The 26,237-nt window shown below is 69.1% G+C and carries 22 protein-coding genes and 1 pseudogene; 19 read left to right on the top strand and 4 right to left on the bottom strand.

All coding sequences use genetic code 11. The features are described from left to right. The 15 genes and pseudogenes from A5680_RS25430 to A5680_RS25425 form a co-directional block, all read left to right on the top strand. Positions 1-285, top strand: a pseudogene (locus A5680_RS25430) (PPE family protein); the annotation flags it as partial. Between the two features lie 105 nt (positions 286-390). Next, entirely contained in the window at positions 391-705 is a 315-nt protein-coding gene (locus A5680_RS19800) for a WXG100 family type VII secretion target (protein WP_007166893.1), read from the top strand. 52 nt (positions 706-757) lie between these two features. Next, positions 758-1,045, top strand: coding sequence for a WXG100 family type VII secretion target (locus tag A5680_RS19795; RefSeq protein ID WP_007166892.1), 288 nt, complete (start codon positions 758-760; stop codon positions 1,043-1,045). Positions 1,046-1,123: 78 nt separating this feature from the next. Then, positions 1,124-1,954 carry an ESX secretion-associated protein EspG gene (locus A5680_RS19790; protein WP_055399637.1) on the top strand — a complete coding sequence of 277 codons (831 nt, stop codon included), beginning with the start codon at positions 1,124-1,126 and terminating at the stop codon, positions 1,952-1,954. Between the two features lie 132 nt (positions 1,955-2,086). Further along, complete coding sequence (locus A5680_RS19785; RefSeq protein WP_156349415.1) at positions 2,087-3,112, top strand: MinD/ParA family protein; 1,026 nt, start codon at positions 2,087-2,089, stop codon at positions 3,110-3,112. Then, a complete protein-coding gene (eccD, locus tag A5680_RS19780) occupies positions 3,109-4,638 on the top strand; it encodes a type VII secretion integral membrane protein EccD (RefSeq protein ID WP_067822339.1) in 1,530 nt (509 codons plus the stop codon). Before A5680_RS19785 ends, eccD (A5680_RS19780) begins: the two co-directional genes overlap by 4 nt. Beyond that, complete coding sequence (mycP, locus tag A5680_RS19775) at positions 4,623-6,284, top strand: type VII secretion-associated serine protease mycosin (protein WP_067822336.1); 1,662 nt, start codon at positions 4,623-4,625, stop codon at positions 6,282-6,284. Before eccD (A5680_RS19780) ends, mycP (A5680_RS19775) begins: the two co-directional genes overlap by 16 nt. Continuing rightward, entirely contained in the window at positions 6,281-7,840 is a 1,560-nt protein-coding gene (gene eccE / locus A5680_RS19770; protein WP_067822334.1) for a type VII secretion protein EccE, read from the top strand. Before mycP (A5680_RS19775) ends, eccE (A5680_RS19770) begins: the two co-directional genes overlap by 4 nt. 35 nt (positions 7,841-7,875) lie before the next feature. Beyond that, a complete protein-coding gene (eccA, locus tag A5680_RS19765; protein ID WP_055405735.1) occupies positions 7,876-9,714 on the top strand; it encodes a type VII secretion AAA-ATPase EccA in 1,839 nt (612 codons plus the stop codon). Between the two features lie 107 nt (positions 9,715-9,821). Beyond that, a complete protein-coding gene (gene mycP, locus A5680_RS19760; protein ID WP_055405257.1) occupies positions 9,822-11,165 on the top strand; it encodes a type VII secretion-associated serine protease mycosin in 1,344 nt (447 codons plus the stop codon). Between the two features lie 5 nt (positions 11,166-11,170). After that, on the top strand, positions 11,171-12,574 hold the full coding sequence (gene eccE, locus A5680_RS19755; RefSeq protein ID WP_067822346.1) for a type VII secretion protein EccE: 1,404 nt from the start codon (positions 11,171-11,173) through the stop codon (positions 12,572-12,574). Positions 12,575-12,697: 123 nt separating this feature from the next. Then, a complete protein-coding gene (locus tag A5680_RS19750; protein ID WP_231633744.1) occupies positions 12,698-13,060 on the top strand; it encodes a YbaB/EbfC family nucleoid-associated protein in 363 nt (120 codons plus the stop codon). Between the two features lie 61 nt (positions 13,061-13,121). Further along, the gene (locus tag A5680_RS19745; RefSeq protein ID WP_067822331.1) at positions 13,122-14,177 is read left to right on the top strand and encodes a glycosyltransferase family 9 protein; all 1,056 of its coding nucleotides are present in this window, start codon (positions 13,122-13,124) and stop codon (positions 14,175-14,177) included. A 75-nt stretch (positions 14,178-14,252) separates the two neighbouring features. Beyond that, a complete protein-coding gene (locus tag A5680_RS19740) occupies positions 14,253-15,308 on the top strand; it encodes a glycosyltransferase family 9 protein (RefSeq protein WP_197499822.1) in 1,056 nt (351 codons plus the stop codon). After that, entirely contained in the window at positions 15,305-16,291 is a 987-nt protein-coding gene (locus A5680_RS25425; protein ID WP_197499821.1) for a DUF4254 domain-containing protein, read from the top strand. Before A5680_RS19740 ends, A5680_RS25425 begins: the two co-directional genes overlap by 4 nt. A gap of 10 nt (positions 16,292-16,301) precedes the next feature. On the opposite strand, the gene A5680_RS19730 is transcribed toward A5680_RS25425, so the two are convergent. Next, positions 16,302-17,078 (bottom strand): hypothetical protein, encoded by a 777-nt coding sequence (locus A5680_RS19730; RefSeq protein ID WP_067822325.1) that lies wholly within the window; start codon positions 17,076-17,078, stop codon positions 16,302-16,304. A 440-nt stretch (positions 17,079-17,518) separates the two neighbouring features. On the opposite strand from A5680_RS19730, the gene A5680_RS19725 reads away from it, so the two are divergent. From A5680_RS19725 to A5680_RS19710, 4 genes are all read left to right on the top strand, one after another. Continuing rightward, positions 17,519-19,003, top strand: a complete 1,485-nt coding sequence (locus A5680_RS19725; RefSeq protein ID WP_067822322.1) for a hypothetical protein — start codon at positions 17,519-17,521, stop codon at positions 19,001-19,003. An 8-nt stretch (positions 19,004-19,011) separates the two neighbouring features. After that, complete coding sequence (locus A5680_RS19720; protein WP_055405264.1) at positions 19,012-19,359, top strand: YbaB/EbfC family nucleoid-associated protein; 348 nt, start codon at positions 19,012-19,014, stop codon at positions 19,357-19,359. Between the two features lie 166 nt (positions 19,360-19,525). Further along, positions 19,526-21,589, top strand: a complete 2,064-nt coding sequence (locus A5680_RS19715; protein ID WP_067822319.1) for a hypothetical protein — start codon at positions 19,526-19,528, stop codon at positions 21,587-21,589. A 273-nt stretch (positions 21,590-21,862) separates the two neighbouring features. After that, positions 21,863-22,435 carry a TetR/AcrR family transcriptional regulator gene (locus tag A5680_RS19710; RefSeq protein ID WP_067822316.1) on the top strand — a complete coding sequence of 191 codons (573 nt, stop codon included), beginning with the start codon at positions 21,863-21,865 and terminating at the stop codon, positions 22,433-22,435. Between the two features lie 13 nt (positions 22,436-22,448). Here A5680_RS19710 and A5680_RS19705 read toward each other — a convergent pair whose 3' ends face one another. The 3 genes from A5680_RS19705 to A5680_RS25420 form a co-directional block, all read right to left on the bottom strand. Next, the gene (locus A5680_RS19705) at positions 22,449-23,135 is read right to left on the bottom strand and encodes a hypothetical protein (RefSeq protein ID WP_067822313.1); all 687 of its coding nucleotides are present in this window, start codon (positions 23,133-23,135) and stop codon (positions 22,449-22,451) included. Between the two features lie 92 nt (positions 23,136-23,227). Then, a complete protein-coding gene (gene eccD / locus A5680_RS19700; protein WP_067822310.1) occupies positions 23,228-24,778 on the bottom strand; it encodes a type VII secretion integral membrane protein EccD in 1,551 nt (516 codons plus the stop codon). Beyond that, positions 24,775-26,237, bottom strand: a 1,463-nt coding sequence (locus A5680_RS25420; protein ID WP_369827684.1) for an AAA family ATPase, incomplete at its 5' end; no start/stop codon positions are given. The genes eccD (A5680_RS19700) and A5680_RS25420, both read right to left, overlap by 4 nt.

Raw genomic sequence — 26,237 nt, 5'->3', positions numbered from 1 at the left:
GCCGCCTGCGCCGGCGCCGCCGGCGACGCGCCCATGGTCGCGACGGGCGGGGCGATCGCGAGGCTCTGGGTCAGCGCGTTCGAACCGGCCAGCAGCGGTCGGCCGGTGGGGTTGCGGCCCAGCGGGGCGTTGGGCGCCGAGGCCATGCGTCCGCAGACCACGACGGTCGGCGGCGGTACACCGATGGGCGGCATGCCGGTGGGGCATGGGGCGGGAGGAGAACGCGGATCTCGAGACAAATCCGAACAGCCCGCGACAGTGCGGGTTGTCGACGATCGGGTGTGAAGCCGGCCCGGCTGAGGGTGAATCGACAGGTATAAATAGCCGCCATACACTTCGCTCCATGCCCCAGGCATTACGGGGGGCGGCCAACCCGAGAAGGAGAATTCAGTGACAATCAAGGTGACACCGCAAATGCTTCGCGATACTTCCAACGCCATCCAGGCGAACATGGAACACGCGATTGGTATCGGCCAGGGGTACGTCGCAAATCAGGAAAACGTGATGAACCCGTCGACATGGTCCGGTGACGCGGTGGTCGCGTCGCACGCGACGGCCATCGAGGTCCAAAACGACCTCAACAAGGTCTTGAACGGCGGCACCCGGCTGGCCGAGGGCCTCAAGCAGGCCGCCGCCCTGATGGAGGGTCACGAGGCGGATTCTTCGCACGCTTTCAGCGCCCTATTCGGTCACGGCGGATCCTGAATCCCGCCCCGCACTCGTAAATCCATAAACGGCTTTTGAAAGGAACTTAATTATGTCCGACCCAATCACTTACAACCCGGGGGCCGTCGCCGACTTCGCCACCGATGTCGCTTCTCGCGCCGGCCAGTTGCAGGGCATTTTCGATGACACCTCGAACCGCACGAACGCGTTGCAGGAATTCTTCGCCGGCCATGGCGCGTCGGGCTTCTTCGAAGCGCAGGCGCAGATGTTGTCGGGGCTGCAGGGTCTCATCGACACGATCCGCCAGCACGGGCAGACCACGTCGCACGTGCTCGACGGCGCCCTCAGCACGGACCAGCACATCGCCGGCCTGTTCTGACTCCGAGGCAAAGGTGGGGCAGGCGCGCCGCGCGTCCATGCCCCACCTTTGGCGCCCTTGCCCGCTGAGGAAACCGACATGCTGACAACGACGGTCGACGGCTTGTGGGTGCTGCAGGCGGTCTGCGGGGTGGAGCAGACCTGTCCCGAGCTCGGACTGCGCCCGCTGATACCGCGGCTCGACACCCCCGAACGCGCGCTGCGCCACCCGGTGGCGGCCGAGTTGACGGCCGCGGGCGCGCTCGACGAGGCCGGCAACGCCGACCCGATGATTCGCGAGTGGCTCACGGTGCTGTTGCGGCGCGACTTGGGCCTCCTGATCAACATCTCGGTTCCCGGGCGCGAGGCCACCCGGGCGACCATCTGCCGATTCGCCTCCTGGTGGGTGGTGCTGGAACGCCACGAAGACTTGGTGCGCCTCTATCCCGCCGGCACCGCGAGCAACGAAAACGGCGCCAGCGACCTGGTGGTGGGCCAGGTCGAGCGGCTGTGCGGGGTGGCGGAGGTGGCGCCGCTGAAACCGGTCACGCTCGATACCGAGCAGTTGCTCGCCTCAGTGCGCGACGCTGCCAGCCTGAAGGAGTTCCTGCTCGGCCAGAACCTCGACGTCGACCAGATGCAGATCGTCACGATGGCCGCGGATCCCGCCCGTTCGGCGCACGCGCACATCGTCGGCCTGCAGGCCGGCGTCGGGCCGGACGAGATGGCGCGGATCGCGGTCGGCGATTCGACCGTGTCCATCATCGACACCCCGGCCGGCCGGGTCTGCGTGGAGAACGTCATCTCGGGCCAGCGCCGCTACCAGATCCTTTCGCCGGGGTCGCGCAGCGACATCAGTGGCGCGGTGCAGCGGCTCATCCGGCGCCTGCCCGCCGGCGACGAGTGGTACTCGTATCGACGGGTGGTCTGACCGGACGGGCCGACTTCTCAACTGACCCAAGATAAGTCAGTAAACCAATGCCGTGGAATGGCAACCCCTTACGCGCTTGAACGGTCTGTTGATCGGTAAACGCGGTATCGCCGAGCGTGTTAGCATCGCGAAGTGACGAGCCCTTGGAATGACCCGAATATGTCGGACGAAGGGGCGCTCAGACGGGGGGATCCGTCAGGGAGCCGCAACTTCCCCGATTCGGTATCGGACACCATGCGCATTACCGATCTGGCGGCGCCTCGAAAGATTCCTCCAGGCTCGGGTTGGCGGAAATTCATCTACGTCATCTCATTTAAGAAAATAAACCCCGGGGAATCGCCCAGCGAGCGGCACTACCGGGACCTGCAGAACCGCATCCGGCGGCACATCCGTAGGCAGTACGTCATCACGGTGGTCTCGGGTAAGGGTGGCGTCGGCGTCTCGACGATGGTCGCCTGCATCGGTGGTGTGTTCCGAGAGTGCCGCCCGCAGAACGTGATTGCGATCGACGCCGTCCCCGGTTTCGGCACGCTGGCCGACCGCATCGACGAGTCGCCGCCGGGCGACTACACCGCCATCATCAACGACACCGACGTCCAGGGGTATGCGGACATTCGTGAACACTTGGGGCAGAACCCGATCGGGCTGGACGTGCTCGCCGGGAACCGCACGTCCGACCAGCCCCGGCCGCTGGTGCCGGCCATGTTCTCCGGGGTCTTGTCGCGGTTGCGGCGCACGCACACCGTGATGATCGTCGACACCTCGCCCGACTTGGAACACGAGGTGATGAAGCCGGTCCTGGAAAGCACCGACACCCTCGTGTTCGTCTCCGGCATCACCGCCGACCGGTCCCGGCCGGTGCTGCGGGCGGTGGACTATCTGCGGTCGCAGGGATACCACGAGCTGGTTTCGCGCAGCACCGTGATCATCAACCACACCGACGAGATCACCGACAAGGATGCGCTCGCTTACCTGACGGAACGGTTCAGCAAAGTCGGCGCAACCGTCGAAGAGATGCCGTTCGATCCGCACCTGGCCAAAGGCGGGCTCATCGACACGGTTCATGAATTGAAGAAAAAGACACGGTTGCGGCTTTTTGAAATTACCGCCGGGTTGGCCGACAAATACATTCCAGATGCCGAGCGGACGGCGCCGTGACATCAGCGCATAAGGTCGCTTTCCCGGCGCGCTGTGCGGTCAACATTTCCTACGAGAAGCATCTCTGCTCCCAAGTTTTCCCTGCCGGAATTCCCGTCGAGGGATTCTTCGAGGGAATGGTCGAGCTCTTCGACGCCGACCTGAAGCGCAAAGGGTTCGAAGGCATTACGTTGCCGGCGGGCAGCTACGAACTGCACAAGATCAACGGGGTGCGGCTCGACATCAACAAGAGCCTTGACGAGCTCGGCGTGCAGGACGGCGACACCCTGGTGCTGGTGCCCCGGGTCGACGGCGAGTCTTTCGAACCGCAGTACGAGTCGCTGTCGACCGGGCTGGCGGCCATGGGCAAGTGGCTCGGTCGCGACGGGGGCGACCGAATGTTCGCCCCGGTGACGCCGCTGACCGCCGCGCACACCGCGATCGCGATCATCGCGATGGCCGCGGCGGTGGTGGTGGCGCTGACGCTGCGCGCGCGGACGTTCACCGACAGCCCCGTCCCCGCCGCGGTGGCCGGCGCCGTCGGCGTCTTGCTGGTGGTCGCGGCCTCGGTGGTCTGGTGGGGTTGGCGCGAGCGCCGCGACCTGTTCAGCGGCTTCGGCTGGCTCGCGGTCGTGCTGCTGGCCGTCGCGGGCGGGTGCGCGCCGCCCGGCGCGCTGGGGGCGGCCCATGGGTTGATCGGCCTGGTGATCGTGATCCTGGGGGCCATCGCGATCGGGGTGATGACGCGCAAGCGGTGGCAGACCGCGGTCGTCACCGCGGTGGTGACGGTGTGCGGGATCCTCGCCGCGGTCGCCCTCGTCCGGATGTTCCGGCCGGCCTCGGCGCAGGTGCTCGCCATCTGCGTGCTGGTCGGATTGCTGATCCTGGTGCGGATGACGCCGCTGATCGCGCTCTGGGTGGCTCGGGTGCGGCCGCCGCACTTCGGGTCGATCACCGGCCGCGACCTGTTCGCGCGCCGCGAAGGCATGCCCGTGGACACCGTCTCGCCGGTCAGCGAGGACGAATCGGAGGACGAGGACAACGAATTGACCGACATCACCGCGCGCGGCGCGGCGATCGCCGCCTCCGCGCGGTTGGTCAACGCGGTGCAGGTCGGCGTGTGCGTCGGGGTGTCGCTCGTCCTGCCCGCCGCGGTGTGGGGGGTGCTGACGCCCGGGCGCCCGTGGGCCTGGCTGGCGCTGGTGGTCGCCGGGCTGGTGGTGGGCATCTTCATCACGCAGGGCCGCGGATTCGCCGCCAAGTACCAGGCCGTGGCGCTCGCCTGCGGGGCGGCGGCCGCGGTATGCGCCGGAGTGCTCAAATACGCGCTCGCCGAGCCGAAAGACGTTACAAGCGGGCTGCTTTGGCCCGCGGCGGCGGTGGCGGCCTTCGCCGCTTGCGGACTGGCCGCGGCGCTGTTGGTGCCGACGGTGCGGTTCAGGCCCTTCATCCGGTTGACGGTGGAATGGGTGGAAGTGCTGGCGTTCATCGTCCTGCTGCCCGCCGCGGCGGCCCTGGGAGGGCTGTTCACGTGGATTCGCCACTGAAAAGGGCCGCGGCGGTGGCCGGCGCCGTCACCCTCGTCGCGCTGTCCGCGAATGTCCCTGCCGCGCAGGCGATCACGCCGCCCCCGGTGGATCCCGGAATGGTGCCACCGGACGGGCCGCCCCGATCCGATCAACCGATGCGCCGCGCCAACAGCTGCTCGACGCCGATTACGGTGCGAAACCCCGACGTGGCGCAGCTGGCGCCGGGCTTCAACCTGCTCAACATCACCAAAGCGTGGCAGTACAGCACCGGCACCGGTGTTCCGGTGGCGGTCATCGACACCGGCGTCTCGCCCAACCCCCGGCTGCCGGCCGTGCCCGGGGGTGACTACATCATGGGCGAGGACGGCCTGTCCGATTGCGATGCGCACGGCACGATCGTGGGCTCGATCATCGCCGCCGCGCCGCAAGGCGTCCTGCCGATGCCGCGCCCGATGCCGTCGACGCCGGCCTTCCCGCCGCCCGCCGGACCACCGCCGGCCAACGGGGCGCCGCCGCCCCCGGTCGAGGTGCCTCCACCGGTGGCGCCACCGCCGCCACCCCCGCCGGTGACGATCACCCAGGTGATCCCGCCACCGCCACCGCCGCCGCCCCCGCCGCCCGAGGGCGGGGGCGCCACCGCGGCCTCCAACGGGCCGGCCGATCCGCAGACCGAGGACGAACCCGCGGTGCCCCCGCTCCCGCCGGGTGCGCCCGACGGGGTGGTCGGGGTGGCCCCGCACGCGACGATCATCTCAATCCGCCAGTCCTCCAGGGCTTTTGAGCCGGTCAATCCGCCACCCGGCGACCCCAACTCCGACGAGAAGGTCAAAGCCGGCACGCTCAATACGGTGGCGCGGGCGGTGGTCCACGCGGCCAACATGGGGGCGAAGGTGATCAACATTTCGGTCACCGCCTGCCTGCCGGCCGCGGCCCCGGCCGACCAGCGGGCGCTCGGCGCGGCGCTGTGGTACGCCGCCACCGTGAAGGACGCGGTGGTGGTGGCCGCGGCCGGGAACGACGGGGAAGCCGGCTGCAACAACAACCCGATGTACGACCCGCTGGATCCGTCGGATCCGCGGGACTGGCATCAGGTGAAGGTGGTCTCGTCGCCGTCGTGGTTCTCCGATTACGTGCTGTCGGTCGGTGCGGTCGACGCGACCGGCGCCGCGCTCGACAAGAGCATGTCGGGCCCGTGGGTGAGCGTCGCGGCGCCCGGCACCCACATCATGGGTCTGTCGCCGCAGGGCGGCGGGCCGGTCAACGCCTACCCGCCGTCGAGGCCGGGCGAGAAGAACATGCCGTTCTGGGGCACCAGCTTCTCGGCCGCCTACGTCAGCGGCGTGGCGGCGTTGGTCCGGGCGAAGTTCCCCGACCTGAGCGCGCACCAGGTGATCAACCGGATCGTCCAGTCGGCGCACAATCCGCCGGCGGGGGTGGACAACAAGGTCGGCTACGGGCTGGTGGATCCCGTTGCGGCACTGACGTTCAACATCCCGCCGGGTGACCGGCTGCCGCCCGGCGCGCAAACCCGCGTGATCCGGCCCGCCCCGCCGCCCCCGCCGGCCGATCACCGGGCGCGCAACGTCGCCATCGGGTTCATCGGCGCGGTGGCCGCCGGTGTGCTGGTGGCCCTGGTCGCCGCGCGGCTGAGGCGGGCGCGGTGAGGACCAAGCTGACCGGGTTCGGCCCCGGTAGCAATCGGCGGGTCCTCGGGGTGTGGGTGGTCTTCCTGCTCGCGGTGGCGAGCTATGCGGCCGGCGGCTACCTCGGCGCGGCGATCGCCGTGGCGGTCGGGATCGCGGTGGTGTTCGTCCGCTGGTGGGGTCAGCCGGCGTGGTCATGGCTGGTCCTGTGGCGCCACGGCCGGCGACCGATCCGCTGGGATGCGCCAATCACGGTGGCCAACAACCGATCCGGCGGCGGGGTTCGCGTGCAGGACGGTGTCGCGGTGGTGGCGGTGCAGCTGCTCGGCAGGGCGCACCGGGCCACCACGGTGACCGGTTCGGTGACCGTCGAGACGGACAACGTCATCGACGTGGTGGAACTGGTGCCGATGATGCAACAGGCGTTGGGGCTGCAGCTCGACTCGATCAGCGTCGTCTCGCTCGGCTCTCGGCACGGCACCATCGGGGACTATCCGCGGGTGTATGACTCGGAGATCGGCACGCCGCCGTATGCGGGCCGGCGCGAAACGTGGCTGATCATGCGGCTGTCGATCATCGACAACACGCAAGCGCTGCGCTGGCGCACAACCGTTGGCTCCGCGGCGATTTCGATCGCACAGCGCATCGCGGGACTGCTGCGTTGCCAGGGGTTGCGGGCGAAGGTGGCCACCGCCACCGACCTGGGCGAGCTCGATCGGCGGCTGGGGTGCGACGCCGTCGAGGGGGACACGCAGAGGTGGAAGGCCATCCGCGGTGAGGCGGGCTGGATGACGACCTACGCGTATCCCCCGGAGGCGATCACGTCGCGCGTGCTGTCCCAGGCCTGGACGCTGCGCGCCGACGAGGTCATCCAGAACCTGACCCTGTATCCGGACGCTACCTGCACCGCCACCATCACCGTGCGCACACCGACGCCGGCTCCGACCGCGCCCAGCGTGATCTTGCGCCGGCTCAACGGGGAACAGGCCGCCGCCGCCGCGGCCAACATGTGCGGGCCGCGACCCTACCTGCGCGCCCTGCGACCCAGCCGCCTGCCCAAGCACCTGGTCACCGAGATCGGCCCGTCGGGCGTGCTGATCGGCAAGCTGAGCAACGGGGACCGGCTGCTGATCCCGGTCACCGATGCCGGTGAGCTGTCGCGGGTCTTCGTGGCCGCCGACGACCCGATCGCCAAGCGCATCGTGATCCGCACCGCCGGCGCCGGCGAGCGCGTCTGCGTGCACACCCGCGACACCACGCGATGGGCCACCGTGCGGATGCCGGAGATCAGCGTCGTCAGCACCCCCCGGCCCGCGCCGCGCACCACGGTCAGCGTCGTGGAGCACGTCGGTCCGATCTCGCCGACCCCGCGACCCGTTACCGTGATCACCGTCGCCCCGTCAGGCACGAGGCTGCCCGACGGGCAGCGGCACAACTTCGAGGTGATCATCGAGCAGATCGGCCCCGCCACGGTGCGGGTCAGCGCGGCCGGCAAGGACTGGCTCGTCGAGATGGACATGTTCCGCGCCGAGAACCGCTATGTCAGCCTCGATCCGGTCACCATGTCGGTTTCCTAGTACGTCAGCGAGTTTGAGTTTGAAGAGCGCACACAATGGGTGATTTACAAACTGCCCGTAGGCATTTCGATCGGGCCATGGCGATCAAGAGCCGGCAGGGCCGGGCGGCGGCACTGCCGGAGTTCGTCGCGGCCACCGATGCCGACTCGTCGATGGCCGACGCGTGGCTGGGCCGCATCGCCTGCGGTGACAACGACCTGGCATCGCTGAAGAAGCTGTATGCCGCCAGCGAATGGTTGCACCGCGAGACCACCCGCATCGGGCAGACGCTCGCCGCCGAGATCCAACTGGGCCCCTACATCGGGATCACCGTGACCGACGCCTCGCAAGTCGGGCTGGCGTTGGCGTCGGCACTCACCATCGCCGGGGAGTACCCCGAGGCGGACCGGCTGCTGGCCAACCGCGACCTGTTGGATTCCTGGGCCAACTATCAGTGGCACCAGCTGGCCCGCGCGTTCCTGATGTACACCACGCAGCGTTGGCCGGATGTGTTGCTGGCCGCCGCCGAGGAGCTGCCGCCACAGGCCATCATCATGTCGGCGGTGACGGCTTCGATCTGCGCGCTGGCGGCCCACGCGGCAGCGCACCTCGGGCAGGGCCGGGTGGCGCTGGATTGGCTGGACCGCGTCGACGTGATCGGGCAGACCAACGCGTCGGGCCGCTTCGATGCGGACGTGCTGACCGCTTCGATCGGGCCGGCCGATATCCCGCTGCTGGTCGCCGATTTGGCGTACGTCCGCGGCATGGTGCACCGCCAGCTGCGCGAGGAGGACAAGGCCCAGGTCTGGTTGTCGAAGGCGACCATCAACGGGGTCCTCACCGAGGCGGCCAAGGAGGCGTTGGCCGACCCGAACCTGCACCTGGTGGTGACCGACGAGGAGACGATCGCCAGCCGCACCGACCGCTGGGACGTGTCGACGGCCAAGAGCCGAGACGAGCTCGACGACGACGCCACCGCCGAGCGGCGGGCCGAGCTGCTCGCCGAGGGCCGCGCCCTGCTGGCCAAGCAGGTCGGTCTGGCGGCGGTCAAGCAGGCGGTGTCGGCGCTCGAGGACCAGCTCGAAGTGCGCATGATGCGCCTCGAGCACGGCCTGCCGGTGGAGGGGCAGACCAACCACATGTTGCTGGTCGGACCGCCCGGAACCGGCAAGACGACCACCGCCGAGGCGCTGGGCAAGATCTACGCCGGAATGGGCATCGTGCGCCACCCCGAAATTCGCGAGGTTCGCCGCTCGGACTTCTGCGGGCACTACATCGGTGAGTCGGGCCCCAAGACCAACGAGTTGATCGAAAAGTCGCTGGGCCGAATCATTTTCATGGACGAGTTCTACTCGCTGATCGAGCGGCACCAGGACGGGACACCCGACATGATCGGCATGGAGGCCGTCAACCAGTTGCTGGTGGCGCTGGAAGCGCACCGCTTCGACTTCTGTTTCATCGGCGCGGGTTACGAGGACCAGGTGGACGAATTCCTCACCGTGAACCCGGGTTTGGCCGGGCGGTTCAACCGCAAGCTGCGGTTCGAATCGTATTCGCCCGCGGAGATCGTCGAGATCGGGCACCGCTACGCCGCGCCCCGCGCCAGCAAGCTCGACGACGCGGCGCGGGCCACGTTCCTGGACGCGGCCACCACGATCCGTAACTACACGACTCCGGGCGGGCGCAACGGCATCGATGCCATGCAGAACGGCCGGTTCGCCCGCAACGTCATTGAGCGTGCGGAGGGTTTCCGGGATACCCGCGTGGTCGGGCAGAAGCGCGCGGGCCAGCCGGTGACGGTCGAGGATCTGCAGATCATCACCGCCCCCGACATCGAGGCCGCGGTGCGCAGCGTGTGTTCGGACAACCGCGATATGGCCGCCATCGTCTGGTGATCGCCTCCTAAAAAGCGTTCGGGACTCGGCCCGGAAAGCTTAGGATGCTCGCAGGCCCGCGGCGAGCCAGTGCGGCCGCCGCGGCGAAGCGATTGGAGTGTCCGGAGGTGCACCGTATCTTCCCGATCACGGTGGCGCTCATGTTCGTATTGCTCACCGCGCCGCCCGCCGCCGCGGTCGCCCCACCCTCGATAGACCCGGCCGCGGTGCCGCCGGACACGACCGGACCCGACCAGCCCCTGGAACAGCGCCGCGTCTGCCGTGCGCCATTGACGTTGCCGGGCACCAACTTTCACGATGCCCCGTGGGCCAACGCCTACCTGGGCGTCGGGCAGGCGCAGCGATTCGCGACCGGCGCCGGGGTCACGGTGGCGGTGATCGACACCGGCGTGGACGCCTCACCCCGGGTCCCGGCGGAGCCGGGCGGCGATTTCGTCGTCCCCGACGGCAACGGCCTCTCCGACTGCGACGCCCACGGCACGCTCACCGCGTCCATCATCGCCGGCCGGCCCTCGCTCACCGACGGGTTCGTCGGTGTCGCGCCCGACGCGCGGCTGATCTCGGTGCGCCAGACGTCGGAGGCCTTCGAGGCCAAGGACAACCAGAACAACCAGAACGACCCGAACGCCTCACCGGCGGCCGGGTCCGTCCGCAGCCTCGCCCGCGCCGTGGTGCACGCGGCCAACATGGGTGCCGGCGTGATCAACATCAGCGAGGCGGCCTGCTTCAAGGTGCGCAAACCGGTGGACGAGTCCTCCCTGGGCGCCGCGCTCAACTACGCGGTCAACGTCAAGGGCGCCGTCGTCATCGTCGCGGCCGGCAACACCGGCGGCGATTGCTCGCAGAACCCCCCGCCCGATGCGTCCCGGCCGAACGACCCCCGCGGCTGGGAGCAGGTGCAGACCATCGTCACGCCGGCGTGGTACGCGCCGCTGGTGCTGGCCGTCGGCGGCGTCGGCCAGAACGGGGCGCCGAGCCCGTTCTCGATGAATGGACCCTGGGTGGGCGCGGCGGCACCCGCGGAGGACATCGTCGCGCTCGGCGGCAACGGCGAGCCGGTGGATGCGTTGCCAGGCAAGGACGGTCCCGTCCCCATCGCCGGAACCTCGTTCGCCGCGGCGTACGTCTCCGGCGTGGCGGCCCTGCTCCGGCAGAAGTTTCCCGACCTGCCTCCGGCTCAGATCATCAATCGGATCACGGCCACCGCGCGACACCCCGGCGGCGGCGTCGACGACGCGGTGGGCGCGGGCGTCGTCGATGCCGTCGCGGCGCTGACGTGGGACCTCCCGGCGGGACCCGGGAACGCCCCGTCGGTGCAGCGGATCGCACCCCCGGTGCCGGTGCCGCCGCCCGATCACGGGCCCATCACGGCCGTGGCGCTGGGAATCATCGGGCTGACCCTGGCGCTGGGATTGGCCGCGCTGGCCGGCCGAGCGCTGCGGCGGCGGTGACGACGATGCGATCACTGGGGCTCCGGTTCAGCACCGTGTACGCGCTGTTCTTGGGGGTGCTGGCCCCGCCGTGCATCCTGCTGTTCCTGAAGACGCGCTACCCGTGGGCGGGCCCCACCATCGTGGGCGTCGCGGTGCTGCTGGCGCTGGTCACCTTCCGTGGTCGACGGTTGCTCGGCTGGGTGGCCGCGTTCTTCGCCTGGCTGGTGCGCCGCCGGCGGCCGCTGGATACGCCGTCGGAGCCCGTCGTGGGAGCCACCGTGCAGCCGGGTGACCACGTCGCCGTGCGGTGGAAGGGCAAGGTCCTGGTCGCCGTCATCGAGCTCGTCCCGCGTCCGTTCACCCCAACCGTCATCGTCGACGGGAAGGCGAACACCGACGACGTGGTGGACACCCGGTTGCTCGAGCAGTTGCTGTGCGTTCACTGTCCCGACCTGGAGGCCGACGTCGTCTCGGCGGGCTACCGCGTAGCCAAGACGGCCGCGGCGGACGTGGTGGGCATGTACGAGCAGCTGGTCGGCTCGGACCCGGCGCCGGCGCATCGCCGGACGTGGATCATCATCCGGGCCGATCCGCGGCGCGCCCGCAAGTCGGCCGGGCGGCGCGACGCCGGGGTGGCGGGCCTGGTCCGTTACCTGGTGGCGTCGACGACCAGGATCGCCGACGAACTGGCCAGGCACGGGGTCGACGCGGTGTGCGGGCGCAGCTTCGACGACTACGACCGCGCCACGGACATCGGCTTCGAACGGGAGAGATGGTCGACGATCAAGGGGCGCAGCAGCTTCACCACCGCATACACCGCGCCCGGCGGTCCGGACGTGTGGTGGGCGGCGCCGGCCGATCACACCATCGTCAGGGTCCGCGTCGGGGCGGGGACGACGCCCCAATCCACCGTTTTGCTCACCACAGGAGACAAGCCGGGAAAGCGCCGCGGGTTCCAGCGGGTGTCCGGTGGCCAGCGGGCCGCGTTGCAGGGTCAGACCCTGGTCTCCGATCGGCACTGTCAGCTGCCCATCGGGTCGGCGGGCGTGCTGGTCGGTGAGACGGCGAGCCACTACCCGGTCTATCTGCCGTTCGACGACGTCGACACGAGCGTCAACCTGGGCGACGCCCGGGTGTTCACCCAGTTCGTCCTGCGGGCCGTGGCCGCCGGTGGCACCGTCACCTTGGGCCCGCACTTCCGGGAATTCGCCGAGCTGGTCGGCGCGCAGCTCGGGCCGGAGGCCAAGGTGGCGTGGCCGCACGCGACGAGCTACCTGGGCCGGCACGCCGGGGTCGAGCGGGTGACGTTGCGGCACAACGTCCTCAGCACCCCCAGACACCGGCAACTGCCGATCCGGCCCGTCAGCGCGCCGGAGGAAAGCCGCTACGAACAGACCCTGCCCGGGGCCGGTAGAACGGCGTCCTGAGCCCCGCCGGGGCGACTCCGCTCGACGCGCGCGATCGGCCTGGGCGCCATAGACTCGAGCCGGTCGTGGACCAAGCGCGGTCGGCCCACGCGCAAGACTCAGCCGAGGTTAAGGACCTTCCTCATGAGCACTCTTCGCATGAGCCCCGACGCGCACCCGCAGGTGGCGCAGGCGCTCGAGCAGTTGCACCAATTCAGTTCGGCCCTCGAGTCCCAGATGCGCCGGACGCACACCGAATCCTTCACGGCCACAGACGAAACCGAGACGGTCGAGGTGACCATCAACGGGCAGCGGTGCATCGTCGGCTTGGATATCGAGGACGGCCTGCTGCGCCTCGGCTCCCACACCGTGCAGCAGCGCATCAACGAGGCGCTGCACAACGCGCAGGCCGGCGCCTCGGCGGCGTTGCGGGCGCAGCAGGCGCAGCTCTTCGCCACCCTCACCGAGCTCGCCGGTTCGCTGCAGAACACGGTCGGCTTGATCTGAGCCGCAGCCCACTCGGATTGGGGGACAACGCCCCTCCCGGCGTCTAGACTCTGCCGGGAGCATGGGCGATTTCGAGCGAGATGTCGGTTCTCCCGGACGCGATTCGGTGCGCGCAGAGCCGGAGCCGCTGACGGATCTGTTGCACGCGGCAAGGCCCGCGCTGTGTTTCGTCTCGAACATCGGGGACTCGGTGCTGACGTTGCCGGCGGTGCGCGCGCTGGCCGGTATGTTCACCGCCCCCATCACGATGATCTGTCCCAAGGTCGCCTTCGACTTGTGCTTTCGGGAGGTCAGCTCGCGGCACGTCGACACCGCGGGGCTGCCGTTCACGGCGTCCGCCGGCCCGCCTTCGCCGTCGCGGCGTCCGTTCGATTTCGACGCCCTGGCCGGACAGATCGGTGACGTCGACGTATTCATCGACACGCTGACGTGGAGTGCGCTGTCGAACACCATCATTGGTCCGCTGGTGCAGCGGATAACGCCCAAGAAGAGCATCGGCTTCGTCGCCGACTACGGCTACGACGTCGTGATCGGCAAAGAGGAATGCCACGCGGCCGACCTGATGTTCAAGTTGGCCCGGCTGTTCGATCCCTCGCTGCGCATCGAGTCCTACGCCCAGCCGGTGCCCATACCACCGCCCGTCCAGGAGGAGGCGCGGTCGATGCGCGCCGCCCTGCCCCCGGGCGCCAAGGTGCTGGTCGTGCACGCCGACACCAACTGGCCGGACAAGCGCTGGCCCGCCACCAGATTCATCGACCTGTTGGATCGGTTCCTGTCGCGCCACCACGACTTCGTGGCGTGGATCGTCGGCATGGGGCACGAGGAGCTCAACGTCGGGCGCGAGCGCGACCGGATCTTCGCCCACCTCGGCCTGCCGCTCGACCTGGCCATGGGCATGGTCGCCGCGGCGGACCTCTTCGTCGGGATCGATTCCTGCATGCTGCATGCCGCCGATCTGGCGCGCGTTCCGGGAGTGGGCCTCTTCGGCCCGACGCGGGCCGACACGTGGGGGTTCCGGTTCGGGCCCCACCGGCACGTCGATAAGACCACGATGGCCGACATCACCGTCGACGAGGTGCTGGCGGCGATGGACGAGCTCGCCGAACGCAGGCAGTAGGGACGCGGCTTTCTTCACGAATTCGTGCACTCACCATGCCCGACGCGGGTTTAAGCTCGGCAAAGGATGGTCGGGTTGAGCGAACTCACGGTGCTGCAGGGCGGTCACTCGGTAACGGTTGAGCGTGGCCTGTTAACGCATCTGCTGCAGGCGCGTAGGCCCACGGTCTATTTCTCCACCCTTATCGGGGACTCCGTCCTGGTTTTGCCGACGCTGCGGGCGCTGGCCGAATTGTTCAGTGCGCCAATGACACTGGTGTGCCCCAAGGTGAGCTACGACCTGTGTTTCCGGGAGCTGGGTGCGCGGCTCGTCGACATCACCGGGTCGCCTCCCTTCGGGCCGCCGCTGGGACCGCCGTCGAACCGGGTCCTGGATTACGACGCCCTGGTCACGGAGATCGGCGACGTCGACCTGTTCATCGACGCCGTGCCGTGGGACGTGCCGTCGAACGTTTTCGTCCGTCCGCTTCGGCAGCGACTGGCGCCCACGACCAGCATCGGCTTTCCGACCAGCGACGCCTACGACATCGTGGTGCCCAGGGACCTGCCGCACGCGGCCGACGTGACGTTCAAATTGGCGCGGCTGTTCAATCCCGACGCGCGGATCGAAAGCTATGCCGGGCTGGTGCCCATCCCCGCGTCCGTGCAAACGGAGATCCGGGCGCTTCGCGCCGCGCTGCCCGCCGGGACCAAGGTCCTGGCCGTGCACGCCGACACCAAGTCGCTCAACAAGCGGTGGCCGGTCACCCGTTTCATCGATCTGTTGGACCGGTTCCTGGTGCGTCACCGTGAGTTTGTGGTGTGGGTCGTCGGGATGGGACCCGAAGAGCTCAACGTCGGCCGCGAACGCGACCGGGTCATCCCGCACCTCGGCTTGCCGCTGGACCTCGCGATGGGCATGGTCGCCGAAGCCGACCTGTTCCTGGGAATCGACTCGTGCATGCTGCATGCCGCCGACCTGGCACGCGTTCCGGGCGTGGGCCTCTACGGTCCCACCCACCCAGACAGATGGGGCTTCCGGTTCGCGCCACACCGGCACGTTCACATGGCGGCCATGACGGACATCACCGTCGACACGGCCCTCAGCGCTCTGGAAGATGTTGCCGTCCGCGAGATGGCGAGCCGCTCATGACGGCGAGCATGCAGGGCCTGCGCTGTCACGCCCAGTTCGAGCCGGGTATTCGGCTGCTCCAGCAGCGCGTTGGCGCGCTCGGCGGCCGTACCCTTCGCGGTTGCGAGGGGCATCCCCCCGCCGGCGACTCCGGCCTGCAGCCGCGGTATGTCCGCGTCGCGGCGGCCGGCGACCGCGGCCACGGCGAGGTCTTGGCCGAGTTGAGACAGCTTGCGGTGCGGGCGAATTCGACCGCAGGGCCCATCCCTCGGGTATCGGTGGAGGTCAACGAGTGCGAGCTGCCAACCGATTCCGGGCAACCAAACAGGGCAGTCGACATCGTCTTCGCCCCGCGACCGGGCCTCGACCCCCGCGACTACTTCGAGCACCTGGCGACCAGCTACTCCGAATTCTGCGGTGGGCTGCGCGGGAGCATCGGCGGTGACCCGACCACTTCGGGGCTGCTGTCGACCGCGCGTCAATTCTATGACAGGGCGCTGGCGTGGCACTGCGCCGAGCCGGCGATTTCCGTTGAGGGGCAAGGAATCTCGGCGAAGACGCTACACGTGCACGCGCTGAACTTCGCCCTGTGGCATCACGAAGACGCCGTTCGCCGGGCCGGTGTCAGTGATCGCGAGATAGCCCGCAGGAAGCGTTGCATCGACGACCTCAACGCCCGGCGCAACGCGGCGGTCGAGCACATCGACGTGAGCCTGCTCGAGCGCCTCGATGCCGGCGACACCGCACCGCTGCACACCGAAACGCCCGGCACGATCGTCGACCGGCTTTCCGTTTTGGCGCTGCGGATCATGCACACCAACCGGGCGGAAGGTCCCAGTTCGCGCCTTGCGGTGCTCGAAGAGCAGTACGACGACCTCTTCGACGGCCTCGAGCAGTTTTTGACGCGGCTGGCCGACGGCGAGATCAGGTTCAAGCTCTACCGACAGTTCAAGGCGGCCGGACAGCGAAGTTACTGCGCGCTGTTCGAGGACCGAGAGCCCTGACCCGGCGCGTTCAGTACGCCGCCGCCTCCCACCACCGTTGCCAGTCCAGGAAGGGGTCCTTCTGCGCCGCGTATTGAAGGTGCAGGGCCAGCGACGGTAGCGGGGTGAACAGCGAAACCTGCTCGCGCCAGATCTTGTTGATGGTGGATTCCTCGAAGATGTGATGTTCGAGGCCGTAGGGCGTGCTCGAATAGCGCGCGAGCCGGTCGAAAAGCTCCCAGTTCCGCCTCAATGTGGCGGTTTCCACCCAGCAGGTGTTCGTCGTGTGCGTGTTTGTTCGCCAATGCCGGCGGGGGCCGTACAGGATTCGGCAATCATGCCGGCTGTATATCGGGCTGAGGTAATTGTCGGGATCATCGAATGGGTGAAGGGCCACTTCGGCGCCGCCGCGTTTGTCTTTGAGGAACGCATGGGCCTCCAGCATCTCCGGTATGGCCGACGGCGCGTGCAGATAGTCGTCCTCGACGAAGTAAACGAGGTCGCGGGCGTCGTCACGGGCCCTGGAGAACGATGCCACGCAGGACGCGTTGTAGCCGCGATCCGTCAGCGCGACGAATTCGACCGGATGCCGGCAGCCGTCGAGGATTCGGTGCAGCGGCGCGATGGCGGCGGGCGACGAGTGATCGTCGAAAACGCGCAGCAGGATGTCGCCCGATGCTTCATTGATCGAGGTGACCAACGATTGTGTGCACCTGAGCATGATTTCGCTTTTCGGAGCGCCGACGTACCGGTGCCCGCCATGCACGCTCGTCTCCGAATGGGTTTGCAGGTGGATGTCCAGTCTCATGGCTGCGGTGAGCGTAACGCAGAACGACCGCCTTTCCGGCGGCCGGGAGTGCGCCCCAAGCCGCCGAAATGCGGCCGGCAACCCACGTCGTCCCGGGACACCGAGGCGGCCGGATCTCGCCGGGCCACCCCCTGCGGACCGGCCGAATTCGGCCCGAAAAGAGCCGAAAGCCAGGGCGCAAATTGCTGCGCGTGGGCACTGTTTGGTGACTTAGGATTAACCATCGTGAGCGGTATGTGCACCCTGCACCGCCCGCGGGATCCGGCACTACGAAAGGGGTGATGGTGGTCGCACCGCATCCTGTCTTCGGTGGTGCCGCGTCTGTGTCACGCGCCGGTGGTGCGGTCAGCATCGGCCACCGCCGGGCGACCGGGCCGGGCCGCGGTCATCGGGAATCCCCGACGGCTTGCGCAAAAGGAGAATGACCCGACGTGACTCAGATGCTGAAGGTCGAGTACGAGGAGCTCTTGCAGCGGGCGGACGAAATCGAGGCCCCGCTGCCGCCCGTCCCCGCCACCAATCCGCCGCCGCCGTGCGCCCTTTCGTTCGTCAACGACGCCGCCACCCAACTCGCGCTGTCGGCCGACGCGATGCGGCTCTACCTGAAAACCTGTGAGCGCGAATGGAAAGCGTTGGCCAAGTCGCTACGGAACGCGGCCAAGGCCTACGAAGAGGTCGACGAGGGGGCGGCGGCGTCGATCGATGCCATCGGCACAAATGGGTCTTCGTCGGCTTCGGGGGCGGCCACGGGAGCAAATGGCGAACTGTCGGCACTGCAAGACGAGAGCTGGGCCCACGATCCACTGCCGCCGCTGAAACCGCCGCCGACGTTCGAATACCCGTACTACGAGGTCAGGCAGGCGGCCAAGGACATCGAGGCCGGCGATCAGGGCGCGGGCTTCCGGGCGTTCGCGAAGGAATGGGACGCGTTTCAACGCGAATTCCAGAAGACGGCCTATCGGTTCCGGCCCTTCGTTTCCTGGGAGGGTGAGGCGCGCAGTCTCGTCGAAGACAACTTCGACACCCAACGCGAGTGGATCCTCTCGATTGCACAGATGTGCGTGACGCTCGGCAACCAGGCCAACAGGGTCGTCGACGCGCACAAGAAAGCGCGAGTGGCCTACGGGGATTCCGCCTCGCGTAATCCGGACGGGACGTGGGCGGTCGAGGCCGAGCACCCCACGAATTACGAAGTCGAGCTGAACGACTGGTGGTACCGGAGATACACCGAAGACGGCGGCCACTACTTGTACATGGCGATCAGCTGGTACGAAAGCCTGCAGGCGAAATCCGAGCGGTCACTCGCGCTCTACGTTTCGAACGCGGGCTTGCCGATGGCGCCGGTGAGCCCGAAAACGCCCCCCAGGGCCCAGTACATCCCCCCGCCGCCCGACCCCAACGCTCCCGGGGACGACACCATCGTCGACCCCATCCTCGACGGTGGGGGAACCGGCATTCCCCCGACGCCGACGCCCATGACGCCGATGATGCCGCCGGGGATGGGTGGGGCTGGAGCCCCGCCGGATCAGGCGGCCATGGACGCCGCGATGCAGGACGCGCTGAAGGGCAAGGGGGCCGGCGCGCCCGGTGGGGCGGGACTCAAGCCCGCGTCGTTGGGTGGTGGCGGCGGGGCCGGCGTGCCATCGATGCCGTTGCAGCCCGCGGTGGATGCCGAAGCGGCGTCGCGGCCGGCGGGCGCGGGACCCGGGGGTGGGGGACCGGGTCGCGCGATGCCCGCCGTGGCGGGCGCAGCAGGCGGCGGCATGGGTGGCGGTATGGCGCCGATGGGCGGCCCCGGCCAGAACCAAAATCAGGGCAAGGGCAAACGCGTGCAATCGGAAGACGAATCGCTCTATACCGAGGAGCGCGCATGGACTGAGGGCGTCATCGGGAACCGCCCGCGCAAGAGCACACCCGACAAGTGAGGACCCCAATGACCGTCGAGATGCATCCCCAGGTGGCCGAGGCCATGCGGCAGGCGCGGCTGTTCCAGTCCGCGCTGGAAGATCAGCAGCATCGCAGGGACACCGAAACATTCAGCGCCACCGACGAATCCGAGACCGTCGAGGTGACACTCAATGCGCGGCTGTGCCTGACCGGTCTGCATATCGAGGACGGCCTGTTGCGGCTGGGCGCGGAGACGGTCATGGAGCGCATCAACGAGGCGATCGGCCACGCGCAAGCCGCCGCGACCGAAGAGATCGACGCCGAGCACGAGCGGCTCATCGAGTTGGTCGCCGGAATCGCCGGTTCACTCAAAGAGACCCTGGGCTTGACCTGAGCGAAACCCGGTGCGGCCCGCGGATTTGCGCCCTCCGCCGGCGCCGGCGGCCGCGCAATTTGCCGCAGTTGGCTTGGCCGAACCTCGATTACGCTTACTAACCATGATGTCCGGTACCCCCCAGCGGCCGCGGTGTTGGTTTGCGCCGCCGGGAGAGGAGTAGGCGATGGGCGTCGCGAAGCCGGCGAGCGAATACGCCGGGCAGATGCTTGCCCCGGACGCGTGGCCCGAGCTGGACGAGGACAACTACTACGACCGCGCGCAGCAGTACACCGATGTGCTGCGGCGGGTCACCGAGGTGTTGGAGACCTGCCAGCACGAACAAAGCGACCTCTTCGACGGGGGGTTCTGGTCGGGGGGCGCCGCCGCCGCCGCCAATACCGAACTCGGCACCAACATCGATGAGCTGACGAAGTTGCAGAACGGCCTGGCGACGGTCATCACCTGGCATAGGTATGTTGCCGATTCGATCACCCAGGCCAAGTGGGATGTGAGCGACATCGTCGAGGCCGCGCAGGCGGAAATCGATGCGCTCGAAAACGATTCGGCTCTGGAGGCCGCCGAGCGGACCGCCGCGATCAATGCGGTGGTGGGCACCGCGTACGGGGCGAATCTCGGAGTGGTCACCGGCACCGCCGAGCGCATCTTGGCGAGTAAGGCCTGGAAGCCGCCGCACAACGCCCTGCAGGATCTCCTCGACCAGAAACAACCTCCCCCGGTCGCACTCCCGGACAAGCCCGCACCGCCCGAGGAAGAGGAACGCCCGCAGCCCGATCCCGCGCAACCCGCGCCGGTCGCACCGCCCCCGAGCGCTCCCCCGCTTTCGCCACCCGGATCACCCGGTGGCGGCGCGCCACCGCCGACCGGAATGCCTCCCCTTACCGGCCAACCGCCCACGCCGCCCACCGGTGCTCCCCGCCCGCCCGCCCCCGTCACCCCGGGCGGGCCAGGCGGCATCCCGGGCGGCGGCCCGGGCGCCCCCTCGGGTCCCGCCGCGCCGCTCAGCCCGGCGGCGTCGGCCGAGCCGCTCGGCGCGGCGGGTGGACGCGGCAAGGGCATGACACCGGCGTCGCTGATGTCGCCGTCGGCGGCGCCCCGCACCGAAGAGTCCACCGCCGCCGCGCCCGCCGGCGCGACGGGCATGCCGGCCGGACCCATGGGGGCATCGGGCGGCGGATCGCGCGGCGGCCGGGCCGGGGCTTACAGCGCTGCCGCCGCCCCGAAGTCGACGGGCGGTACGGCCCCGACCAAACCGGCCGCGGCCGGCGGCCGGGCGGGAGCGCGGCCGTCCGCACACGCCGGAGACCCGACGTCCTCGATCGACCATGCCGACGCCGCGGACGCGGTTGTGGTGACACCGATCATCCCGGTTTCCAAAGCACGCGCCGAACGCGATGCCATCGCCGACGCCGCCACCGCCGACGCCGCCCGCCGGGACGGCGGCTCCGATCCCCTGCGGCTCGCGCGGCGCATCGCGGCAGCGTTGAACGCACCGGGCACGCGCGGCGGGAGCGACCTCGGATTCTTCTGGGTGACCGCGGTGACCACCGACGGCTCGATTGTGGTGGCGAACAGCTACGGGATCGCCTACATCCCCGACGGGATCCAATTACCCGAGCCCGTGCAGCTGGCCAGCGCCGACGACGCGATTCCCGCTGCCGACCGGGCGCGCTGGGTGACGTACCCGGTGCTGGCCGTGCAGGGCTGGGCCGACCATCACGACAAGAAGCTGCGGGCGGTCATCGCAACCGAGCAGCAGCTGGCCAACTCCGATCCCGGCGCGGCCAAGGTCGTGCTGAAGCCCGACGACATTCCGGACAGCGGCGACATGGTCGGCCGATCCCGCCTGGAGGTGGTCGATCCCGAGGCGGCGGACCGGCTCGCCGCCACCACCGACGTCCGGCTGGTCGGCATGTTGCCGCCGGCGCCGGCGGCCGGCCAGCAGGCCCCGCCCGACGAGCAGGCAGCACCCGAGGGAGCCGCTCCCCCGGCCGATCAACGCCCCATGCTGTGGTTTGACGTGATGAAGCCGCTGGCCAGCAGTTCCCCCGGCCGCCAAGCCGCGCACCTGCGGGCGTTCCAACGCTACGTCGAGCACACCCAAGACGTCGTTCTCAACGAGGCGCACACCGCGGTCGATCCCGCCGCCCAGCGCTCGGCCGTCGCCGACTGGCTGTACTGGAAGCACCTCTCCGGGTTGTTGACCGCAGCCCTGTCCGACGCGCGGTGAATCGGGCGACCGAACCCTCGCGCACCGAAAAACGGGCTCTTACAACCCTTCCCGGCACCCCTCGGCCGGGATCGGAGAAGGCCCGCCGAATTCCGTCCCGGCTTAGGCGACAGGGCGGGCGCCCCCCTCAATGCGCCCGCCCCCGTCGAGTCAATGGGCATTGCCGTGATGGCCGGGCCTCTCGGCACGCCAGTCGGGGTGTCCAGCCCAGGCCCTCCTCCCTCTTTGGCTGTAGTCAATCGACTACAGTGCGTTATGAGGTAGTGTAGACAGATGACTACAGACGGTGCAAGCCCCCCGGAGCGGGAAATTTCTCCGACGGGCCGCGACGAGGTGGTCGCCGCGATCCTCGAGAGCGCGAGCGAGTTATTCGCCGAGCGGGGACCGGCTGCCGCCTCCATCCGCGATATCGCCGCCCGCGCGCGGGTCAACCACGGTCTGGTCTTCCGGCATTTCGGTACCAAAGAGAAGTTGGTCGCCTCGGTACTCGACCATCTGGCGGGCCAGCTCTCCGCGGTGATGGACCGTGGCGGGACCCCGGACGAGATCCAGGCGGCCGGCGGCCGCCAGTTGCGGGTGATCGCGCGGGCGCTTTTGGACGGGTATCCGGCGGGTCAGCTGCAGTCCAGCTTCCCCGCCGCCGCCAGGCTGCTCGACGAGATCCGGCCCCAGCACCCCAGCGAGGAAGCGGCGCGGCTGGCAGCGGCGAACGCCAGCGCATTGTTGCTCGGCTGGCAGATGTTCGAACCGTTCCTGCGCTCCGCCACGGGACTGCACGACCTTCCGCCCGACGAGCTTCGCCGATCCATCGTCGCCGAAATGGGACGGCTAGCTCAGCCGCATTGAGGCGCGACCCGCCCTAGAGGTTGATCTCCGCCGGGGCCGCTTCCGATCGCGCCGCGGCCGGCGGCCGGGTGGGGATGCCCTCCGACGTCTCGCTGCCCGGCGCCGCACCTTCGGCGGACGCTTCGGATTCCACTTCGTCGTCGGACTTCTTGTCGCGAGCCTCGTCGTCGGGCTTGTTGCTGTCCGCGAGCTGCGCCGGTGTGGCGCCGGCACCCTGCATGCCCTGCATGCTTCCCATCGCCCCCTGCATGCCTTGCATGACAGACCCGAGCATCCCACCGGCGCCGGCCATTTGGTCGGGCTGGGGTGTCGGGGGTTTCGGAGTCGGTTTCGGCGCGGGTTTCTCGTCATCCACCGGGGCGCCGTCGGGTTTGTCGCCCGACGTGCCCGCGGAAGACTCCTTGGTGGCCGCGAGGAACTGGACTTGGGTCAGCCGGTCGCCCAGTCTCTGGTCGGTGTCGGTATACATTCCCGCCGCGGCGGCGATGCTGGATCCGGTTCTGGTGAGCGCGGCTTTGACGGCGGGCAACCCGTCGACCACCGGTGATTCGATGATCGGCAGGGTCGCGTTCACGGCCGCCGACACGGAATCCGCTCCGGGCGCGACAATCGGCGCCGGCGGTGAGGGAAACGGCAGATCCCGCAAGGTGTTTCCGGCCGTCTCCAGGCGGGACGGCTCGACGACCAATGGTTCGATCATCAGCCGGTCTCCTCTGCGCGTTTGCCGTCGGAAATATCCTAACCAGGCCCGCGGCCCCGGGACCGCGGCAATTTTCGCGGCCGTCGTGACCGTCAGAATTGGATGTTGCGAACGATGTCGTAGACCCCGGTGATCCACAACAGCATTGGCAGGATGGCCGCCACCAGGAGGCCGTCGAGCAATTCCAGGACGCGCTTCATGACCGGCGAAACGCGCCGTACTGACAGCGTCGCCCCGACGATCGCCAGCGCCACGAGGCCCAGGCTGACCAGGATGGTCAGCAGCAGCCATGCGCTGTGCGGATACCAGATACACAGTCTGGCGGTCACCCCGATCGGGATGGCGACGGCCGCCGCCAGCAGCGCCCACGCGCACCACCGGTCGGCGTAGAGGCGTGACCTGAATCCGCATGTGACGGTGACCAACCCGGCGACGATGAGGCTGTGCACGAAGAAGTGCCCGCGCACCACGATCGCGATGACACCGACCGCGAGCACCAGGGTGCCGGCCGTGACGAACCCGACCAGCAGTCGCTTGGCGAGTTCGCTGCGTTCGGTGAGGCGCGCGGCGGAGTCGGGCACCGACGCGATGATGGCCTGCCAGGTGCGGGCCTCCTTGTCGTCGCCACCCTCTTGGCCCGCAACGGCGTCGAGTAATTCGTCATGGTCGACGGCCTCTCCCGGGGCGGGGATGGGTGGCAGCGCGATCCGGGCCACGGCGACGGTCAGCTTCGCCGCATTGGTGACGGTGAAGAGCCCGAACACGATGGCACCGGCCGGTACCCAATGCTGCCAACCGTATCCGAACGCAAGGGCCGCCGCGGTGACCGCGATCGCGGTGATGACGACGAACGATGCGAGCTCCGAACGCCGCCGGGGGCCGCCCCGGGTCAGCAGCGCCAAGAACAATACGGCCGCGGCCGCGGCGGCGAGCTGCGGCGCCCCCAGCGGAGCGGCTCCGTGCGGGGGCGGAACGGCAAGCGCCGCAGCGACGGTGAGCAACGGCGCCGCCGTCGTCAACAAGCTCTCCGAGAGACTCACGTTCTGGTAGAACCTCTTGGCTGCCCAACTGCCCAGGAGCACCAGCAGCCCGGCGATGCCCAGCGCGAGCGGCCACCACAGGTGCCGCCCGGTGTTCCACCACGCCTGCACCGTTATCGCGGAGACGGCCGTGGCCGCGATCGGAATCGCCACGCCGATAAAGCGATTGAGCGCCGTCCGGTCGAACTCGGGGGATTCGTCGAGCACCGCAATCGCGTCGATGACGTCCTCGACCAGCGGTCGGTACCGCTCGGTGCGACTGACCGACACCAGTGTCAGCAACGAGCCGTCGACCACCACGGCGTCGTCGAGGGACTTGTCCGGCTTCAGCGGCGGGGCCCCGGGCCGCGCGAAAGTCCAAGCGCCCTGGGCAGAGAAGTCAAAGCCGGCGAGCACGTCGGCTGGAGTGTCTTCGAGCAGTTCGGCCAGGACGGCGACGGTGTCGTCGATGTACGTGTCGATCGGGACCGACGACGGCAGCACCACATCGGTCAGTCGCCGGCCGGTCAGGATGGTCACCCGGGTGGTCGCGGGCTTGGCGGGCGTGGTGCCGGCGGTCCCCGCGGTCGCGGCCGCGCCGGCAGTGGCGGTGGGCGCGCTCAACGACGTTCACCCCTGTCGAAATCGTCGGACAGTGCTGCGGCAAGCTCGGTAATCCTACGCTTGTAGACCGGGTCGAGTTGGCCGATTTCGATCTCTTTTCCGGCCCCGACGTGCTTGTCCCAGGGCAGCACCACTATGCGCTCCGGCCGTACATCCTGGCTGAATTGCCGTACCAGGCCGGTGATGGCGACGTTGGGTTCTCCCGGTGCGACATGGTTGATCACCACGCATGCGCGGCTCAGCAATTCCTGTCGCCCGCTGTTGCGCAGCCAGTCGATCGCGACGGTCGCTTGCCGCGAACCGTCGATCGACGGGGTGGTCACGATCACCACCCCGGATGCCGTGGCGAGCACACCGCGCGTCAAGCCGGCCCCGCAGTCGGCCAGCACGACGTTGTAGAACCTGGACACCGCATCGGCCGCGTACCGCCAGTCTGCCGCGCTGAACGGGCGCGGCGCCGAGCTGTACTCCTGCGCGGCGAGCACTTCGAGGTTGACCGCGTTGACCCCGGTGTGCGCGCGCACGTCGTTGTAGTGTGAAAGGTCCTTGCGGGCAAGCAGATCCGCGACGGACGAAGCGGGCCGGCGTCCCACTCGATCCGCGAGGTTTCCCGAGTCCGCGTCCGCGTCGAACGCCAGGATCCGGTCGCCGCGCACCTGCGCCAACACCGAGCCGAGCGCGACCGTCACGGCCGTCTTGCCGACTCCGCCCTTGAGGCCGACGATCGCGATCTCGTGCGCGCCGCGCGGAAGGCGGCGAATGCGCCGGTGCAAGTCCAGCTCGTACTTCTCGTCGCGGGACAAGCCGACGTTGATGCGCGTCGAGGCGTATACCCAACGCCGCCAACCGCGTTGCGGTACCGCGTCGGCCTCGGCGGTGTCGGCAGGCTTGGGACCGGTGTGGGTGACGGCGCTGCCGGGTCCGCGGTCGCCATTCGCGGGCGCCGGCGGCGAACCCCGGTGGGCCGGCGACTCGGCGGGTCGCTGCGCCGCGGGACGCGCGGGGGCTAGGTCGCGTTCACGTTGCTTCGACGCGGGCGGTACCGGGCCGCCATTCGGTTTCGCCGCCGACGGGCTGACGCGTGGGCTTGGTGCGGCGGATGGAGTGGTCGGTTTCGCGCGGTGGCTGTGTCGGCTGGGGCCGGTGTTGGGGAGGTCCTGCCCATCGGCGTCGCCGCGGTTGGCGCGGCGCGCGTGTCGCGCATGTTGGGCGGGGGCGTGGGTCCGCGGCTCCGGCTCCGGCTGCGGCGCAGGCGGTTTCGGCTCGGCCGGCGGGGGCTGCTGCAGTCGGTCAGACTCCGGTGGGGGCTGCTTGGGCCGCTCGACCGGCGGAGCTTCTGGTGTCGTGGCGACGGGCTGTCGGGGTAGGTCGATGGGCATGGGGGGCCGGCGTCCCACTCGATCCGCGAGGTTTCCCGAGTCCGCGTCCGCGTCGAACGCCAGGATCCGGTCGCCGCGCA

The organism is Mycobacterium sp. E2989 (assembly GCF_001667595.1).
Lineage (GTDB): Bacteria > Actinomycetota > Actinomycetes > Mycobacteriales > Mycobacteriaceae > Mycobacterium.
The sequence above is the reverse complement of the archived record's forward strand: the minus strand, read 5'-3'. Positions and strand labels throughout refer to the sequence as shown.

Coding starts and splice junctions, on each gene's coding strand:
- A5680_RS19795 (WP_007166892.1), top strand. CDS start 758: ATGTCCGACCCAATCACTTACAACCCGGGGGCCGTCGCCGACTTCGCC.
- A5680_RS19790 (WP_055399637.1), top strand. CDS start 1,124: ATGCTGACAACGACGGTCGACGGCTTGTGGGTGCTGCAGGCGGTCTGC.
- eccA (WP_055405735.1), top strand. CDS start 7,876: ATGGGTGATTTACAAACTGCCCGTAGGCATTTCGATCGGGCCATGGCG.
- eccE (WP_067822346.1), top strand. CDS start 11,171: ATGCGATCACTGGGGCTCCGGTTCAGCACCGTGTACGCGCTGTTCTTG.
- A5680_RS19750 (WP_231633744.1), top strand. CDS start 12,698: ATGAGCACTCTTCGCATGAGCCCCGACGCGCACCCGCAGGTGGCGCAG.
- A5680_RS19745 (WP_067822331.1), top strand. CDS start 13,122: ATGGGCGATTTCGAGCGAGATGTCGGTTCTCCCGGACGCGATTCGGTG.
- A5680_RS25425 (WP_197499821.1), top strand. CDS start 15,305: ATGACGGCGAGCATGCAGGGCCTGCGCTGTCACGCCCAGTTCGAGCCG.
- A5680_RS19730 (WP_067822325.1), bottom strand. CDS start 17,078: ATGAGACTGGACATCCACCTGCAAACCCATTCGGAGACGAGCGTGCAT.
- A5680_RS19725 (WP_067822322.1), top strand. CDS start 17,519: ATGCTGAAGGTCGAGTACGAGGAGCTCTTGCAGCGGGCGGACGAAATC.
- A5680_RS19720 (WP_055405264.1), top strand. CDS start 19,012: ATGACCGTCGAGATGCATCCCCAGGTGGCCGAGGCCATGCGGCAGGCG.
- A5680_RS19715 (WP_067822319.1), top strand. CDS start 19,526: ATGGGCGTCGCGAAGCCGGCGAGCGAATACGCCGGGCAGATGCTTGCC.
- A5680_RS19710 (WP_067822316.1), top strand. CDS start 21,863: ATGACTACAGACGGTGCAAGCCCCCCGGAGCGGGAAATTTCTCCGACG.
- A5680_RS19705 (WP_067822313.1), bottom strand. CDS start 23,135: ATGATCGAACCATTGGTCGTCGAGCCGTCCCGCCTGGAGACGGCCGGA.